Origin of the sequence: Sporosarcina luteola (assembly GCF_023715245.1) — a bacterium.
GTDB lineage: Bacteria > Bacillota > Bacilli > Bacillales_A > Planococcaceae > Sporosarcina > Sporosarcina luteola_C.
This window is the reverse complement of record NZ_JAMBNV010000003.1, coordinates 23,023-40,189: the sequence shown is the minus strand read 5'-3', so window position 1 is coordinate 40,189 and position 17,167 is coordinate 23,023. Positions and strand designations below refer to the sequence as shown.

Sequence of the window (17,167 nt, the reverse complement as noted above, 5' to 3'; positions counted from 1 at the left end):
AGTATAAATAATTCGACCGGAAAAGTATAAAGAAAGCGTAAAGAACTTTTCACGGTGCCTGTGCACCACACATTTATGACAATTCAATAATAGTAATTTTAATACACAAAGAAGCCAACTAAATGCTGATATTGTTGGCTTCTACTTATTTATTATGCAATTGTAGTGCATAGTCTGAATAGTGTGCTGCACAGGCACCCACACAATTATCATTTCACGTGCAACTCTCCCTGTATAAGCTTCCGCTTTGTCCAGACTAACGATGTCAGCAAAATCAGTTCAAATAAGTTGGTAATCGCATTGCTTCCAACGTCAAGCGGGACGGCACTGCCGATTGTCATGATGACTACACCTATGAAAAACACGGCCCATCCTGTCTTCTTCCATAACACTCCACCGGCAATGAGCATAGCTATAGTGACGAAAAGAATCATAACGGGAGGACCACTTGGCGGGTCTACTGATCCATAGCTGACAACCCCATATTCTTTTTCAACTTGTAATCGTAGATCTGCAGTGACAAATATGATTTCGAGTATGATAGCGGCAATAGTGTAGAGGACAGAAAGAATCGTTACCCACGTTTTTCTTGCCCATGAAACGCCGCTTTCGCGTAAGGTTCCAATCGAGTAGAGCACAAGTAATGGTGTAACAATGGCATGCGTCCAAAACCTAACTGCATTTAATTTTTCTAAGAGAGCTCCTTCTCCTATCCAGTGACCAATCGCTAAAATCCCGTTGTCATAGATAAGCGCTATGACGACAAGGTAGACAACACTCGCCCACTTGCTAACCTCTTGTGCATTGATACCTTTTAATCCCCAAATGAGTAACGAGATATAAGCGAAGGTGAATAGCATATAAAGTATCTGATCCATAGCTGGCTCCTTTGTTTGTTTAGTTTGTTTTTCCCATATCAGTCAGTTGTTAACCTCATTCCATGACACTCCAATCTCGATGCCTGTTTAAATAGTTAGGGTAGAGGGAAAACTACTTCTACAATATGACCGAGGTGATGTGTAATGAAACAAGAAGAAATACAAACATTAAGAGAGTTAATCAAAGACATTGATACAGCAATGCTCACTACGCTATCTGAAGAAGGGCTTGTTTCTCGCCCTATGAAAACACAAGAAGTTGAGTTTGATGGTGACTTATGGTTTTTCACGAAGAAGGAAACCAATAAATATGAAGAAATTTCACATGACCAAGATGTGAATGTGGCTTATGCAGGTAAGTCCTATGTTTCCGTACGTGGAAGAGCAGAAGTCGTTGAGGATATAAACAAGAAAAAGGAATTATGGAGCAAAGCTTACGAGAAAATAATGCAAACTTCTTATGATGATCCTAATCTTGTCTTGATAAAGGTGAAAGCGGAAGCTGCCGAATACTGGGAAACCGGCAATTTGACGAAGAAAATCGCCTTTTTCTATAAACGCATGACAGGGCAAAGTTCTAAATCAACAGATGTGAATGAAACGATTGAATTGAAGAAATGACAACTAAATGGATTGTCTCGTTCAAGGGACAATCCATTTTGCTATGTTGATGTGGTGCATATAAGTCGAAAATACGATCCGATATATTTTCAGATTGCATAAATGTACGGCGCAATAACATTTACACATACTGATTAACAATAGCCAATAAACGCTCCCTGCTTTCCGTAGGCACATTTTCAGTTAATCTTGCCCCCGCAAGGATCGGGGCCCATTGCAAAATATCTTCTTTCGCCAATCCGCTTTTTTCACAATACAATCGTAAATAAAGTTCGGCCGTTTCAATCGATCGTTCTGAATACAATAGATACGTCCGACAAACATCAGCGCGAATATCCCCCGCACTCGCATCCACCCAATCGATAATTGTCACTTTACCGCCTGACATTATTAAATTTAATAAATGAAAATCTCCATGGCAAAGCCTGTTTTCATATGTCATTGAATTTAACTTTTTCATCAATATTTCTTTTTGAAATGCATCCAAAGAAGAATCCTCGAGTTGCCGTAGTAGTTTTTCGGACATCGGCTCAAGTGATTCCGCGCGCATCTGGTGAATTTTCTGCTGGATGTCAATGGAAAGCCCAATGTAATACTCCGCTCGCTCCATGTCCTCAAAAAACAACTCCCCGATTGTCTTCCCTTCGATATACTCCATGATGATCGCTTGTTTCCCATCAATCTTCGTGACATCTAAAATTTTAGGAACAGGAAGTCCGCATGCATATGCAAACCGTTGTTTATTCGCCTCGTAAGCAGATTCGGTATCCGGCAAGTGATCTTTAAATACTTTGACGATTTTATTATCGTAAAGATAAATTACAGCGGTATTCCCTTCTCCAATTAGATTCCCTAATATCATTTAATATCTCCTAAAAACGTTAATGATTTCCCGTGATCACTTTATGAAATCATCTAACGTCTGTTTTATGCGGTATAAGCTCTCGACCGATTGCGCTAGCGGAAACCGGCTTCTTCCCGATCTCCCTCGCCCACACCGACAGCTGCCCGATATGATGAATTTCATGTGCAATGATATGCCGCATTACCTCGCCCCAAGCATCTGTCACAATCCTGCCATCGGGCAACTTACTCTGAAGCAGATTATGCTCCATGCTCTCCTCCCAATTCCGCACAAACTCCTCCACTTCCGGCTTGAATCGCATATCCAGCTCTCGGATCTTCGCTAGAGTCTTAAAGTCTTCAAAGCTCTCTAGGGGAGCGGGCTTTCCTTCCAACACCCGGATCCAACTCCATTCTACGTCGATTATGTGGAACAGCGTCTCTAGAATGCAGCCAACTCCGCCAGTTCGGGTGCGGAGAAGCTCTGCCTCCTCCACCTCTTCACACCAGCGATACCAATCCTCTCTAACTTGCCAGTTATACGCAAATAATGTCTTCATAAGGCATCCTCCAGATTAGTTGATTCGTTTTTCAACACCGAGAACACCCGTGCATCATGCGATTGTCCGTTTTGGAAGAGATAGCTGCGCAGGATTCCCTCTTGTACAAAACCATGCTTTTCTAACAGCCCAATGGAAGCAACATTATCCAAGAACGTGACAGCTCCCATTCGGTGCAGACCCAACTCTGTGAATGAATAGTCCAATACCGCCTTCAATGCCTCCGATGTCATTCCGGTTCGCCAATAATCCGGGTGGATTTCAAAGCCGATTTCCGCCCGTTTCATTCCTTTCGAAAGATTATTCAAGCCGATTGTCCCCGTGAAACGGTTATCCTCCTTTCGAAGAATGGCCCACCGGATGCTGTGACTCGATAAAAAGGAATTCCTAAAATGCTCTACCAGCTTTTCCGCCTGCTTCAATTCAGTCATCGGATCCATTCCGTAATATTGGAGGACTGCAGGATTTGAGAAGTTATTGAATATCCCTTGGGCATGCTCCTTATTGACTTCTACCAAATATAGCCGTTCTGTTACTAGTTCAGGAAATATCATGTCGGCAACTCCTTTTGCTTTTATTTAGAATAGCACAACTCTTCCGATTGTCATTAAGAGATTCTATGTGTGATCCGGTGCCTGTGCACGTGTATTATCTGAATCCAACTTTCCGGCACCCATAACCCGCACGGAAAACAGCCGTTGTCAATAACATAGAGAAAGGCTTGCTTACCAAAGGAGATAGACCATGCATTTCACGAAAACACTTCCATCGCATCCACAGTACATCCACCGAGTTTTCACTAGATGGCATCCCACAAAAAAGCTACTTTTCATGGCATTGATGGCTGCACTCACGGCCATTCTGCAATCAGCAGGCGGATTGCTGCCCCCAATTGGATTTGCCATCAGCCCCTTTTCCACTGCTTCTATAATGATCGCCACCCTACTGTCCTTGCGCTCTGGCGTCTTCGCCTACACAGTCACAATCCTCCTGTTGTTCTTACTGCAACCTAGCGAGTTAATCATCTTCCCCTTTACAACAGGATTACTTGGCCTCGGGTTAGGATGGACGCTCCGCAAACTGAATAAGCGTCCGCAAGTAGTCCTGACGAATGGTCTTCTATTAACGATCGGCATCAGCGTCCCCCTGTACGCACTAGGCTTCCCTGTACTTGGCCCAACCGTCTCATCAGCAATCAACCCGCTCACCTTGCTCCTAATTTTCACCTTCTCCCTGCTCTACAGTTGGATCTGGACGGAACTCAGTCTCTTCACCCTCCGCAAAATCAAACCAATTCTCAAAGCGGTGCCCCCTCTATAAACGGTGCATTTTTAACGGCGCCTTTTAACGGTGCCTGTGCATCACACATTTATGACAATTCAAGATTTTTCATATAAATACAGATAGAAGCCAACGAAATCTTGATATCGTTGGCTTCTTAGTATTATTTTATGCAATTGTAGTGCATTATCTGAATAGTGTGTTGCACAGGCACCGGAAGGATTCTGAAAACTCCACCCTAAAAGATTATGAAACCATTATTCCACTACGCCACATGCGATGCGGTCACCGGAATCGCCGGATGGTTGGGTTTTTCCATCGTCTGCTTCTGCATGGATGATGAGGGCTGTGCCGCCTTCATGGTATAGTGAGTTTTCCTCACCGGCCAATAGTGTGAGGTTGTCAACGAAGAATTCCTCCTTCACTGTTCCATCAGGACCGACTTCGAGGTTCGGTAAGTCGCCGGCATGCGGTCCATCCTCATGGTCGAGTCCATGGCTTGCTCCCGTCGGATTGAAATGCCCCCCTGCCGATTCAAAGTCAGGCGCTTCACAAATCCCTTTTTCATGGAAATGAAAACCGTGAGATCCTTCAGGTAAATTCTCTGCTTCCACCATGATCCGTAATGCGTCTTCTTCCTCGGTCAATTCTGCCGTTCCCACCGGTTTTCCGTTGCCATCCATCAGATTGACAGTAAGGGACGGCAATTTATCGTCTTCGACTAAATCCAAGTCAGCCGAGTCGTTATTATCTTCCTTATTGACCGTAGCGGCCGAGTCATCCTTCCCATCGGCGCATGCTGCGAAAACAAAAGCGCAGGTGAGAACCATCGTGATCCATATCCACTTTTTCATATCCACACGCTCCCTCTAGTAAAGTATTGACATCTATATAATTCACTATTTTCCGTTTAGTAAACGAAAATCAGGAAAAAGAGCCCTTACCGACCACCTTAAATGGGATGTATTGACAACAATCTAAGTAGGAATTCCCATTAAAAACATAAAAAAGGAACAGGTCCATACTAATGACCTGTTCCTCTTCAATCTATTGATGTTCCTCAATTAATTCCGAACGAGATAGTCAAACGCGCCTAATGAAGCAGTCGCGCCTGAACCCATGGAAATGATGATTTGCTTGAACGGGCTATCCGTGCAGTCTCCCGCAGCAAATACGCCAGGAATGTTCGTTGCGCCGCGCTTGTCGACGAGAATTTCGCCGAATCTATTGCGCTCAACTACGTCACCCAACCAGTCCGTATTCGGGACAAGACCAATCTGGACGAATACGCCGGCTAGTTCAACATGCTTTTCATCGCCTGATTCACGATCAACGTAAGTGATTCCGTTCACTTTATCCGTACCGGTAATCTCTTTCGTTTGAGCATTTGTAACAACAGTGACATTCGGCAGGCTATGCAGACGCTTTTGCAAGACGGAATCAGCTTTCAACTCATCATTGAATTCAAGCACAGTCACATGGTTGACGATCCCTGCAAGGTCAATCGCCGCCTCGACACCGGAGTTCCCGCCGCCGACGACCGCAACGTCTTTCCCTTCAAATAAAGGACCATCACAGTGAGGGCAATACGCAACGCCTTTATTCCTGAATTCCGCCTCGCCAGGGACACCGATATTACGCCAGCGTGCACCCGTTGAAAGAATGACGGACTTACTCTTCAGTACAGCGCCGTTTTCCAATTCGATCTCAATAAGGTCATTCTTCTCCAAACGCTTCGCGCGCACCAAGTTCATCACGTCGATGTTATAGTCTTTCACGTGCTCCTCAAGGCTAGCAGCTAGTTTAGGACCTTCCGTGCGATTCACACTAATAAAGTTCTCAATCGCAGCCGTATCTAGTATCTGACCACCGAAACGCTCAGCAACAATTCCTGTGCGAATCCCTTTCCGAGCCGCATAAATTGCCGCACTCGCACCCGCCGGACCGCCGCCGACAACAAGCACGTCATACGGATCTTTATCAGCAAACTCAGATGCATCAGGACCGCTTCCAAGTTCAGCAAGGATCTCTTCGATCGTCTTACGGCCGTTCGTGAACGGTTCACCATTCAAATAAACTGTCGGGACAGCAAGAATGTTTTTACTTTCCACTTCTTCTTTAAACGCCGCGCCGTCAATCATCGTGTGAGTAATATTCGGGTTCAACACGCTCATGAGGTTAAGTGCTTGTACAACTTCAGGGCAGTTTTGGCAGCTCAAGCTAATATAGGATTCAAAGTGAAGCTCGTCCTTGATTTTTTTCACTTGCTCGATCACTTTCTCATCCACTTTTGGAGCCCTGCCGCTCACTTGCAATAAAGCAAGGACCAATGAAGTGAATTCATGCCCAAGAGGAATGCCTGCGAAAGTGACGCCCGTATCCTCACCGATGCGATTGACGCTGAAGCTCGGCGTTCTTTCCAACTCCGCGTGCTCCACTTTAATGCGAGATGACATTGTCGCCAGTTCATCCACAAGTTCCGCCATTTCACGAGAAACTTTATCTTCCCCAACGCTCACTTTAAGTAGTACATCGCCTTCCATCAACTCAAGATATTGGGCTAATTGTTGTTTTATATCTGCATCTAAAATCATGTAATCTACTCCTTAACTTGTATTTTAACCATAGAAAACTCGGCATGATTGCCTTAAATTTTGAATCAAGAATGCGATGATTCACTTCAAAATCTAAGACAACTGCCGAAAACTTTTCAAAAATAAAGGGAGCCCCTATCCAAGAAAGGAAGGGGCCATCCCCGTTAGCCTGCTATTGGGTACTTAAATCTTGCCTACAAGGTCAAGGCTAGGCTTAAGTGTTTCTTCGCCCTCTTTCCATTTTGCAGGGCAAACTTCGCCTGGATTGTTGCGCACATATTGTGCAGCTTTGATTTTGTCGACAAGCGTGCTCGCATCGCGACCAATTCCGCCAGCATTGATTTCAACTGTTTGAACAACGCCGTCTGGATCGATGATGAACGTACCGCGATCCGCTAGGCCGGACTCCTCGTCCAATACATCGAAGTTGCGGGAAATCGTTTGTGAAGGGTCACCAATCATAATATATTCAAGCTTGCTGATTGTCTCAGAGTGGTCGTGCCAAGCTTTATGCGTGAAGTGCGTGTCCGTAGAAACGGAATAAACTTCAGCACCTAGCTCTTTTAGAGTTGCATATTGGTCTTGAAGATCTCCAAGCTCAGTCGGGCAAACGAATGTGAAGTCTGCTGGGTAGAAGCAAACGATGCTCCATTTCCCTTTTAGGTTGTCATCAGTTACCTCGATGAATTCACCTGTACCGCTATGGTAAGCTTGCGCTCTGAATGGTAGTATTTCTTTTCCGATAAGTGACATAAAAAAATTCCTCCTAATGTGATTTTTCATAGTTAGTCTAGGTTAATTCATTAAAACCTAAACCGCAGCAAGAATTATGTTGTATTCTCAACTGCTTAACTATAATAATTCTAATTACATACTCATTATCATATAGAACTGTGCTTTTGTCAACAGATACACTTCTGTCTCCACAAACCCCTCTACATCAACCGTTCCAGGGGTATTCCATCATTATTGATTCCATATTATTTACAAGATAATAAGATTTTTATCCAAACCACCAATTCTCAATTACCACCACAGGTTATCGTTTATTAATTATTTTAAAGATATTGAATACATATAATATAATAACCCCTTGCAAAGTGCCTTTAACGGCGCTTTTAACGGTGCCTGTGCACCACACATTTATGACAATTCAATAGAAACTATATACATACAGTGAGAAACCAACCGGATATTGATTTGGTTGGTTTCTTCAATTATTTTATGCAATTGTAGTGCATTATCTGAGTAGTGTGCTGCACAGGCACCCGAACAATTCCCAAACAATTCGAACCACACATATTCAACCTTCCCTATTGTTGGCGGAATCATAATAGTGTACGATGCATAGTATAAGAACACGAGGTGACAACTATGGAGCCATTGATGGAATCATTCACGACAGAATTACGGAGAGGAACGTTGACTCTTGCTGTATTGAGTCAGTTGCGGACGCCTCAATATGGATATTCATTAGTCCAGCGTCTTGAAAAGGCAGGCGTAGCCATAGAGCAAAGCACGTTATACCCGCTGCTTCGCCGATTAGAGAAACAGGCACTCTTAACGAGTAGTTGGGATACAACGGAAAGCAGACCCCGGAAGTATTACGTAATTAGTGAGTACGGCAGTGATATTTATGAGCAATTGAAAAAGGAATGGGAAACGATGACAGCGGAACTGAAAACATTATTGGAAGGAGATGAGAATGATGAAGCTGATTGAAGCCTATATATATGAAGTAACGCGAAGACTGCCGGAGAAATTACGGGAAGATATTGCCCTGGAACTCAGATCGACGATTGAGGATATGCTGCCCGAGCATTTTTCAGAGGATGAAGTAAAGGAAGCCCTTTCGAAACTGGGCGATCCCGCTCACCTCGCCGCAAGCTACCGCGACACACCGATGCATGTAATCGGCCCGAAAGTATATGATGCTTATCTATGGACAATGAAAATGATTGTCCCATGGGCAATTTTAATTACCATTTTAGTTCATGTCGTTGAAACGATTGTCCTCTTTTCTGGAGAAGAAAGTATACTCTCTGTTGTAATAAAAAGCATTGGAATCATCATCGCAAATATTATACATGTGCTTATCCAGACGTTCTTCTGGGTGACCATCGTATTTATTTTCATTGAAAGAATCGGTTTGGCAAAAAGCAATGGTTCCATCACAACATATGGGTCGGAGTGGACTCCCGAACAATTGAAATATGTTCATGTCATTTCGAAGAAAAAGGTGATTCCAAGGAGTGAGATCATTTTTGGACTTGTCTGGACCGCGATTTGGGTCGTTCTTTATTTTAATGCGGACCGACTTGCAGGCGTCTATCGATCAAGTGATGGCGACGGGTTGCAAATGGTAATGCCAGCTTTGAATCAATCGGTATTGATGTCGTATTTGCCGATTGTTTTACCATTTGCTTTGCTCGAAATTGGATTGGCGCTCTTCAAATGGAAAGAACGACAATGGACAATGAAGCTCGTAGCGATAAATGCTGTCAGTAAAGTAGTCAGCTTGACCGTCTTCATCGTCATTGCCAGCAACCCTGCCCTCATCAATGAGGCGATGATTCCATACTTGGCAAATGTACTAGAAATCAATTCGTCCTCCGTCCAGAATTTCATCGATTGGGCGGTGTGGACGATCATCGCAACCATCATCGTAACCGTAGCCATCGAAATCTACGACAGTTACCGAAAAGCAAAAGCATAATTGTGTCGGTGCCTGTGCACCACACATTTATGACAATTCAACAATAATCATATTCATGCAGAAAGGAGCCGACCAAAGATTGATCTGGTCGGCTCCACCATTTATTTCATGCAATTGTAGTGCATTATCTGAATAGTGTCTTACACAGGCACCCGAAAGATTCTAATAACTCTGTATCCTCTTCCCCATTGGCACGGCTTGCAACCGTACCGCCACGATGACCCCTATGACTGCCCCGCTTACGCTGGATACGAGGAAAGGCGGCATGAAGAAGAAGGCGGTTACGGTTGTTCCCATCAGGACGGCCGCATATGGTACCGCGAAGAGGGATGCAATCACTCCCGTCCCGATGATTTCCCCAAGCGCAGCCAACCACGCCTTCCCCGACTGCTTATAGAGCAGCCCGGCAAGCGCGGCGCCGATCATCCCTCCCGGAAAAGCGAGCAATGACCCGGTGCCTGTCAAGATGCGTACTAAGCCGGTCAAGAATGCAATGATGACAGCAGGAACCGGCCCAAGCAGAATCGCCGCGATTACATTGACCGCGTGCTGGATCGGATATGCGCGGGCTATCCCCGCAGGAAACGAGACGAACGCGGATCCCGCCACCGCAATCGCGGTAAACACAGTCATTAAAACCAGCTTTCGAGTACTCATCGCAGCACACCCCTTTCACGGCTCCATTTCAATGACACTTCCGCCAACCGACTCGCCGCCAATTCAGGATCAGTAGATGAAGCAATCGCTGAAATGACGGATATTCCGCTTGCCCCTGCACGGAAGATGGGCTCGGCATTCTCCGCTGTAATGCCTCCGATTCCAACAATCGGCAAGTCAGGATACACCGCCGCGATTTCTGCAATCATCGCTGTACCCGCAACCGGTTTCGCATCAGCTTTCGTTATCGTCCGATAGACTGGCCCCATGCCAACATAATCCGCCCCATCCGCAATTGCCTTAGTCGCTTCACCTACTGTATGAACGGAAACGCCCACGATCTTTTCAGTTCCAATTCTTTTTCGGACGAATCGCGCCTCAACATCGTCCTGGCCGACATGGACGCCGTCCGCGTCAATCTCAACAGCAAGATCCACATCATCATTAACGATGAACGGCACTCCATATTGCGCACACAATCGTTGACAGCTCTCTGCAAATGCTTTCTTTTCCATCCCGACGAGTGCACGCGCCCCCTTCTCTCTCAGCTGGAAGCAAGTGATCCCTCCTTTTAAGGCATCTTCCAAAACAGATAGCGGCTTCTCGGCATTTACAGAGCCCATAATGAAATATAGCGTAACGTCAACGTTTCCCAATCAATTCAACATCCTTCCGTTCCACAATGCCCCGATTCCGAAATGCCGCATGGTTTGTCGGCCCGTGTCCATTGCCAAGGTAAAGCCCATCTTCAATCGCCGCATGGATAAAGTGTTTTGCGGTAACGACTGCGTCACGCATCGGTGCACCTTTCGCAAGCTCTGCTGTAACAGCAGCGGCGAACGTACAGCCCGTGCCATGCGTGTCTTTCGTTTTGATCCGCTTGCTTCTCATTAGAAAGCACTCGCCATCCGCCGACATGAATAAATCCTCCGCGTCACGGGTATCCATCCGATGCCCCCCTTTCAGCAGAACGGCCCCGGCCCCCATCCGAAGCAATTGATTTGCGGCATTCTCCATATCGTGCATTGACACAATCGTCATTCCCGTCAGCACTTCCGCTTCAGGTATATTGGGCGTCAGAAGGGTCGCCGACGGAATGAGTCGCTTCTTCAAAGCCACAATCGCTGTCTCTTGAAGAAGAGAAGCGCCGCCTTTCGCAATCATGACGGGATCGACCACTAAAGGTATCCTCTCATATCGGCTTAATGTATCCGCGACCGCCTCGATAATTTCCGCTGAAAACAGCATTCCCGTTTTCGCAGCGCCAACCGTGAAATCATTCATCACAGCCTCAATCTGGGCAATGACGATGTCCGCCTCAATCGGTTGAACCGCATGAACGCCAAGCGTATTCTGAGCAGTAACTGCCGTCAATGCTGATGTTCCGAACGTGCCGAGCTCCTGGAATGTTTTCAGATCGGCCTGGATGCCTGCCCCGCCGCCACTGTCCGAACCTGCAATCGTGAGCGCAACAAAAGTCATTTGGAAACCCCCTCTTTAACAATGAATTGGTCGACATCGATTGCTTCATCGTCCATTTGATGTAAGGCATTTAGGAAATAAACCGCAAAATCCCCTGGACCGGAAGCTAGTTCAGCCGCCAATTCACCCGCTCGTTTGTAAAAGGCGAGACTGTAAGCAACTGCGTCAATCGGGGAACGCGTACCGACGGACAGGAAAGCGGCGGAAACCGCGCTTAACAGACAGCCCATGCCCGTAATTTTACTCATGAGCAGATTCCCTCCTGTGATTCTGATGATTTTTTCACCATCTGTTACGATGTCGGTCTCGCCGGTAACAGCGACGAGGCAACGGTGGCGGCGAGCGACATCTTTCGCCGCCTCCTCAATATTTGCCGAGCCAGCCCCTGCATCGACCCCTTTCGCTTCCCATTCAACGCCCGCAATCGACGCAATCTCACCGGCATTTCCGCGTATAAGCGTAATATCCAATTCCTTCAGAAGTGTAGCGACCGTCTGTTTTCGGAAAGTGGTCGCCCCAGCTCCGACCGGATCCAATACGAGTGGCCGCCCTTTAATAGAAGAAACTTTTCCTGCGGCAATCATTGATTGAACAGCCAAAGGATCCAGCGCCCCGATGTTGAGCAATGTACAGGAGGATACGGCGGCTACTTCCGCGGCCTCCTCGATCGCATCCGCCATGATCGGAGAAGCTCCCAATGCCAGCAGGCCGTTCGCTTGAAAGTTTGCGACGACAATATTCGTGATGCAATGGACTAACGGGTTTTGCATACGCAGTTCTTGCAGCAATGAAGATTGAGTCATTATGCATGCACCTCGTTTGTTTCAAGAGACCAAGATTGCTTTGTCCAAGCCATTTCCCAAAACTGCAATTCATAATGGATGCTTTTAATGAAATGAGCTTTTAATTGTTCGCGTCTTTTAACCGAAAGATCTTCCGTCAATTTATTCAAACGGTCGATCTGTTCACGGGTTGCCTGCTCGAACCATTCAGAACTGTACGTGGCAATCCATTTGTCGTAAATCGGGTGGTCCGGTTTCGCGTCCTTCAGCCGCTCGCCGATTTCGTAATACAACCAATAACATGGAAGCAATGCGGACAACGTCGTGGCCAAGTCACCTTCCAACGCTGCCCGGTATAAATGCGATGTGTACGCATACGCTGTCGGCGCCGGCTCAAATTTTTCAATGTCCTCATCCGTAACTCCCAACAATCCAAAGAAGCCTTCATGCAATGAAATCTCCGCCCCGCATGTTCCATCCGCATGTTGTGCAAACCGCTGCACCGTCAATAAATCCGTTGCCTGCACAGCTGCCATTGCATGCACTTTTGCAAAGTGCTTCAGATAGTACGAGTCTTGCAGGACATACTGTTTGAAAACATCCTTTGGCAAAGTTCCTTCAGCAAGCGCTGCGATGAACGGATGATGGAAGCTTGCCTCCCAAACATCGTCACATTCCTTCCGTACCTCTTCACAAAACGTCATTCCAACCACTCCTTTAAAATTTTGGAAAACCAAAAAAGCCGCTTCACTCAACACAATCGTTGAAGAAGCGGCTCGCATATCGGCGTAAGATAACCTTTGGAAGACGTGCGACCCACTTCCCTACGCTGGTATGAGCCAGATCAGGTTCGAAGGGTCCGCGTATCGATACACGTCTCAGTCTTTCACAAAGACTCCCCCAGTGGTTAACTCTTTTCAGTTTTCTACTACACTATAACATAGATTACTAGCCATGCAAGGTCTATGTAATATTTGGTAACATATAACGTTAGACCATTCAGACCATTCATTATTCATGTTAATAAAGTAACGAGACATCTACGGTGCGCATGACTCACGTATGTAATTAATTGTCAATAAATGGGTTACGAGGGACGAATCGATTAGTTTTCATCCTCTTTTTGGTCTATTAATGCATTTCTCATTGTTACAAAGGTTAATATTTCCATGAATACTTGTTAATTGGTTGTCACACTACTGTTATTTACTTTTGTTATTGTTGGTAATGTGCAGATGGGGCGCTGCCAACCTATCCGAGTGAAACTATTTCATGGATAATAAAAAACGCTCCTACATGCTTGAGAAGGAGGCGGATGTACATAACAACTTACTAAACTGAGTGTTATTTTTCGCTTCATGATCTGGTAGTCGAGTTAAAAAAATTTAAGAAAAGGGAGTTTGATCATTCTTGGTTAACGAAACGAATCGTAATGAAAAGAACACGAAAAAGAAAATTTTGCCGTTTGTCATGTCGACGTCAATGCTAACTGCAGCTATTTTTGGAGCTGGCGGTTCAGCTTTAGCAGCTGAAAATGGTGAAAAAGAGTTCAAAAACCACGGTGAAAAAGTTTCCTATTATGCAACAAGCATTCCGGGTTCACCTGAAAAAGGGAAATTCATGCGTACGATTGCAAATAAAAACTTCGTAGCTGCAGAGCCGGGTGAAAATGATACAACAGATGAAGATGACACAGACGCACCTAATAACGATGACGAAGATACAGATGCACCTGTAGATGAAGAAGGTACAGACGCACCAGCTGATGAAGAAGATGTAGAAGCACCGACTGATGAAGAAGAAGCTGAGGAAACACCATCTGATGAAGAAGAAGTTGAAGAAACTCCAGCTGACGATGAAGTAGTTGACGAAACTCCAGTTGACGAAGAAGAAGTTGAGGAAACACCAGCTGAAGATGAAGAAGTTGACGAAACTCCAGCTGACGAAGAAGAAGTTGAGGAAACACCAGCTGAAGATGAAGAAGTTGACGAAACTCCAGCTGACGAAGAAGAAGTTGACGAAACTCCAGTCGACGAAGAAGTAGTTGACGAAACTCCAGTTGACGAAGAAGAAGTTGAGGAAACACCAGCTGAAGATGAAGAAGTTGACGAAACTCCAGCTGACGAAGAAGAAGTTGACGAAACTCCAGTCGACGAAGAAGAAGTTGACGAAACTCCAGTTGAGGAAGAAGAAGTTGAAGAAACTCCAGCTGAAGATGAAGTAGTTGACGAAACTCCAGTTGACGAAGATGTAGAAGTACCAGCTGAAGAAGAAGAAGCTGTCGACGGAGATGAGGCTGTAGAGTCACCTGCTGACGAAGAAGATTCTAATGAAGTACCTGTAAATGAAGATGATGCTACAGACGCACCAGCTGAAGAAAATGCTGAAGTAGATGCCGAAGTAGATACTGAAGAAACAGAAAAGCCAGCTGACGAGAATATCAATGAAGATAAGTCGTCAACTGACCAAGCCGATTCAATTATAACAGATGAGCAAGCCAATGAATATAAATCTATCTTACAAAATTATGTAAGCTTACTTGATTACTATAACCTTGCAATCCAAGATCACCTCGGAATTGTCTTGCCAGGTGAAGATGCAGAAGAACTACCTGTCGAAGGTGACGATGTAGTAGAATTACCTGCTGGCGATGACGCTGTTGAAGGCGACGATGCTGTTGAAGGTGACGACGCTGTTGAAGGCGACGATGCTGTTGAAGGCGACGACGCTGTTGAAGGCGACGACGCTGTTGAAGGCGACGATGCTGTTGAAGGCGACGATGCTGTTGAAGGCGACGATGCTGTTGAAGGTGACGACGCTGTTGAAGGTGACGACGCTGTTGAAGGCGACGATGCTGTTGAAGGTGACGACGCTGTTGAAGGCGACGACGCTGTCGAAGGCGACGACGCTGTTGAAGGCGACGACGCTGTCGAAGGCGACGACGCTGTTGAAGGCGACGACGCTGTTGAAGGTGACGACGCTGTTGAAGGCGACGACGCTGTTGAAGGCGACGACGCTGTTGAAGACGAAGAAGTTACTGAGCAACCAGCTACAGATGTTGTTCAAACAACAGTTTGGGACAAGCTAGTCGGATATTACAACCAAGTTGTTGCAGCTTACAGCTCATTCTTCGGATTGCTCAAAAAGTAAGATAGCAACAAAATAAAACTGAATAACTGATCCCATACTAACAGGAAATGTTATCATTCCCTGCCCTGAACCGTATGCCTTACGGTTGATCAAATTAAATTTTGATAAACAATACAGCCCTTGTGAACTCCGATTGGAGTTTTCAAGGGCTTTATTCTGTTCCTTTTCGGTGCCTGTGCATCACACATTTATGACAATTCAACAAAAGTTATAGTAATGCAGAAAGAAGCCGACAAAATGTTGATTTGGTCGGCTTCTTCATTTATATTATACAATTGTAGTGCATTATCTGAATTGTTTATTGCACAGGCACCCAAACAATTCGCAAACAATTCACTCGCCTTTTACTTCATGGCTCAACGCTTTCAGGTCACTGCCCGTCGGATTTTGAAACACGTGGAGTCCAAACTCCCCTGCAACAGCAAAGAGATGATCGAAAATATCAGCTTGCACAGTTTCATAGACGGTCCATTGAACACTATTCGCAAAGGCGTAAATTTCAATCGGCAACCCATTCTCTCCAGGTGCCAATTGCCGGACCATCAATGTCTTTTCCTGATGGATGCCTGGATGGCGTCGAAGATATTCGCTGATGTATGCCCGGAAGACCCCGATATTCGTCATCGCTCTCCCATTCACAAGATTATTCCTGTCGATTTTATTCGTAACGTTATACTCCTCAATCTCTCGTTTCCGTTCAACGATATACTCCGACAGAAAGTTAATCTGTTTATAATGCTCAATCATTTCCTCCGTGCAAAACTGGATACTTGACATATCGATATACAATGCACGCTTGATGCGCCTGCCGCCGGATTCCTGCATTCCGCGCCAGTTGATGAAGTGATCCGAAATGAGCGCATAGCTCGGGATCATCGTCACTGTTTGGTCGAAGTTCCGCACCGCCACCGTATTCAAGGAAATATCAATGATATCCCCGTTCGCACCATAATTCGGCACTTCAATCCAATCACCCATTCGAACCATTTCGGTGGCCGACAACTGGATCCCAGCCACTAATCCTAACAAGGAATCCTTGAATACCAACATAAATACTGCCGATAGAGCACCAATCCCACTCAACAGGATAATCGGACTTTCCCCCATCAGATTGGCAATCACCAAAATGGCACCAACAATTACAACAATAATTTTAGCAACTTGCACATATCCTTTAATCGGCTTCGTCTTTGCAATTTCATACGTCTGATAAATATCATTGAACACGCTTAAGAGTCGATTGATAACACTAAATGCCACAATCATAATATACGTCAGCGCCAACGTTTCAATCACCTTCTGATACGTCGGAAAAGTTGCAGCGAAGTAATAAATGATGAGTGCAGGCACAAAATGGGATAATCTGCGAAGCACTTTTCGTTCCAACAGAATATTGCCCCACTGGATTTTATGCTTTTTCACAATATGAGCGATGAATCGGATAATCATATGTTTTGTAATAAAATTCGCGATGATGCAAAGGAGTGTGATGACAGTAACCAGGATGACAAAGGACAGCGGGTCAACCAAGGTATCATCCACTCCGTAACCTAATAGACGATTACGAATAAAGTTCATTTGTCTCCTCCACTATGCGTAGTCT

General features: G+C 45.4%; 18 protein-coding genes and 1 riboswitch. Of the genes, 5 read left to right on the top strand and 13 right to left on the bottom strand.

Annotation, left to right across the window (positions count from 1 at the left end; all coding sequences use genetic code 11):
- Positions 1 to 209 precede the first annotated feature (209 nt).
- Positions 210 to 878 carry a phospholipid phosphatase gene (locus M3152_RS14190; protein WP_251696011.1) on the bottom strand — a complete coding sequence of 223 codons (669 nt, stop codon included), beginning with the start codon at positions 876 to 878 and terminating at the stop codon, positions 210 to 212.
- A gap of 144 nt (positions 879 to 1,022) precedes the next feature.
- On the opposite strand from M3152_RS14190, the gene M3152_RS14185 reads away from it, so the two are divergent.
- Positions 1,023 to 1,499, top strand: coding sequence for a pyridoxamine 5'-phosphate oxidase family protein (locus tag M3152_RS14185; RefSeq protein WP_251696008.1), 477 nt, complete (start codon positions 1,023 to 1,025; stop codon positions 1,497 to 1,499).
- Between the two features lie 121 nt (positions 1,500 to 1,620).
- Here M3152_RS14185 and M3152_RS14180 read toward each other — a convergent pair whose 3' ends face one another.
- Genes M3152_RS14180 through M3152_RS14170 form a run of 3 tightly spaced genes read right to left on the bottom strand, consistent with a single transcriptional unit; the run spans position 1,621 to position 3,456 of the window.
- Entirely contained in the window at positions 1,621 to 2,361 is a 741-nt protein-coding gene (locus tag M3152_RS14180; RefSeq protein WP_251696006.1) for a phosphotransferase family protein, read from the bottom strand.
- A 49-nt stretch (positions 2,362 to 2,410) separates the two neighbouring features.
- Positions 2,411 to 2,902 (bottom strand): DinB family protein, encoded by a 492-nt coding sequence (locus M3152_RS14175; protein ID WP_251696004.1) that lies wholly within the window; start codon positions 2,900 to 2,902, stop codon positions 2,411 to 2,413.
- Entirely contained in the window at positions 2,899 to 3,456 is a 558-nt protein-coding gene (locus tag M3152_RS14170) for a GNAT family N-acetyltransferase (RefSeq protein WP_251696002.1), read from the bottom strand. The genes M3152_RS14175 and M3152_RS14170 overlap by 4 nt, the downstream gene beginning before the upstream one ends.
- A 190-nt stretch (positions 3,457 to 3,646) precedes the next feature.
- Between M3152_RS14170 and M3152_RS14165 the strand changes: the two genes are divergently transcribed.
- A complete protein-coding gene (locus M3152_RS14165) occupies positions 3,647 to 4,222 on the top strand; it encodes a hypothetical protein (RefSeq protein WP_251696000.1) in 576 nt (191 codons plus the stop codon).
- A gap of 218 nt (positions 4,223 to 4,440) precedes the next feature.
- On the opposite strand, the gene M3152_RS14160 is transcribed toward M3152_RS14165, so the two are convergent.
- From M3152_RS14160 to ahpC, 3 genes are all read right to left on the bottom strand, one after another.
- A complete protein-coding gene (locus tag M3152_RS14160) occupies positions 4,441 to 5,037 on the bottom strand; it encodes a superoxide dismutase family protein (protein WP_251695998.1) in 597 nt (198 codons plus the stop codon).
- Between the two features lie 210 nt (positions 5,038 to 5,247).
- Positions 5,248 to 6,777: an alkyl hydroperoxide reductase subunit F gene (gene ahpF / locus M3152_RS14155; protein ID WP_251695996.1), complete on the bottom strand. Its 1,530-nt coding sequence runs from the start codon at positions 6,775 to 6,777 to the stop codon at positions 5,248 to 5,250.
- 183 nt (positions 6,778 to 6,960) lie between these two features.
- Complete coding sequence (ahpC, locus tag M3152_RS14150) at positions 6,961 to 7,530, bottom strand: alkyl hydroperoxide reductase subunit C (RefSeq protein WP_251695994.1); 570 nt, start codon at positions 7,528 to 7,530, stop codon at positions 6,961 to 6,963.
- Between the two features lie 621 nt (positions 7,531 to 8,151).
- Here ahpC and M3152_RS14145 point away from each other — a divergent pair.
- Together M3152_RS14145 and M3152_RS14140 are read left to right on the top strand one after the other, a co-directional pair.
- Positions 8,152 to 8,499: a PadR family transcriptional regulator gene (locus M3152_RS14145; protein ID WP_251695993.1), complete on the top strand. Its 348-nt coding sequence runs from the start codon at positions 8,152 to 8,154 to the stop codon at positions 8,497 to 8,499.
- Positions 8,486 to 9,493 carry an HAAS signaling domain-containing protein gene (locus tag M3152_RS14140; RefSeq protein WP_251695991.1) on the top strand — a complete coding sequence of 336 codons (1,008 nt, stop codon included), beginning with the start codon at positions 8,486 to 8,488 and terminating at the stop codon, positions 9,491 to 9,493. The genes M3152_RS14145 and M3152_RS14140 overlap by 14 nt, the downstream gene beginning before the upstream one ends.
- Positions 9,494 to 9,655: 162 nt before the next feature.
- Here M3152_RS14140 and thiW read toward each other — a convergent pair whose 3' ends face one another.
- Genes thiW through tenA form a run of 5 tightly spaced genes read right to left on the bottom strand, consistent with a single transcriptional unit; the run spans position 9,656 to position 13,118 of the window.
- On the bottom strand, positions 9,656 to 10,150 hold the full coding sequence (gene thiW, locus M3152_RS14135; protein WP_251695989.1) for an energy coupling factor transporter S component ThiW: 495 nt from the start codon (positions 10,148 to 10,150) through the stop codon (positions 9,656 to 9,658).
- Positions 10,147 to 10,773, bottom strand: coding sequence for a thiamine phosphate synthase (gene thiE / locus M3152_RS14130; protein WP_251696365.1), 627 nt, complete (start codon positions 10,771 to 10,773; stop codon positions 10,147 to 10,149). The genes thiW and thiE overlap by 4 nt, the downstream gene beginning before the upstream one ends.
- Before the next feature lie 19 nt (positions 10,774 to 10,792).
- A complete protein-coding gene (thiD, locus tag M3152_RS14125; protein WP_251695987.1) occupies positions 10,793 to 11,632 on the bottom strand; it encodes a bifunctional hydroxymethylpyrimidine kinase/phosphomethylpyrimidine kinase in 840 nt (279 codons plus the stop codon).
- Positions 11,629 to 12,435, bottom strand: a complete 807-nt coding sequence (thiM, locus tag M3152_RS14120; protein WP_251695985.1) for a hydroxyethylthiazole kinase — start codon at positions 12,433 to 12,435, stop codon at positions 11,629 to 11,631. The genes thiD and thiM overlap by 4 nt, the downstream gene beginning before the upstream one ends.
- Positions 12,435 to 13,118, bottom strand: coding sequence for a thiaminase II (tenA, locus tag M3152_RS14115; protein WP_251695983.1), 684 nt, complete (start codon positions 13,116 to 13,118; stop codon positions 12,435 to 12,437). Before tenA ends, thiM begins: the two co-directional genes overlap by 1 nt.
- Before the next feature lie 100 nt (positions 13,119 to 13,218).
- Positions 13,219 to 13,326, bottom strand: a riboswitch (TPP riboswitch).
- A 498-nt stretch (positions 13,327 to 13,824) separates the two neighbouring features.
- On the opposite strand from tenA, the gene M3152_RS14110 reads away from it, so the two are divergent.
- Entirely contained in the window at positions 13,825 to 15,564 is a 1,740-nt protein-coding gene (locus M3152_RS14110; protein WP_251695981.1) for a hypothetical protein, read from the top strand.
- Positions 15,565 to 15,897: 333 nt separating this feature from the next.
- Here M3152_RS14110 and M3152_RS14105 read toward each other — a convergent pair whose 3' ends face one another.
- Positions 15,898 to 17,142, bottom strand: coding sequence for a mechanosensitive ion channel family protein (locus M3152_RS14105; protein WP_251695979.1), 1,245 nt, complete (start codon positions 17,140 to 17,142; stop codon positions 15,898 to 15,900).
- Positions 17,143 to 17,167 lie beyond the last annotated feature (25 nt).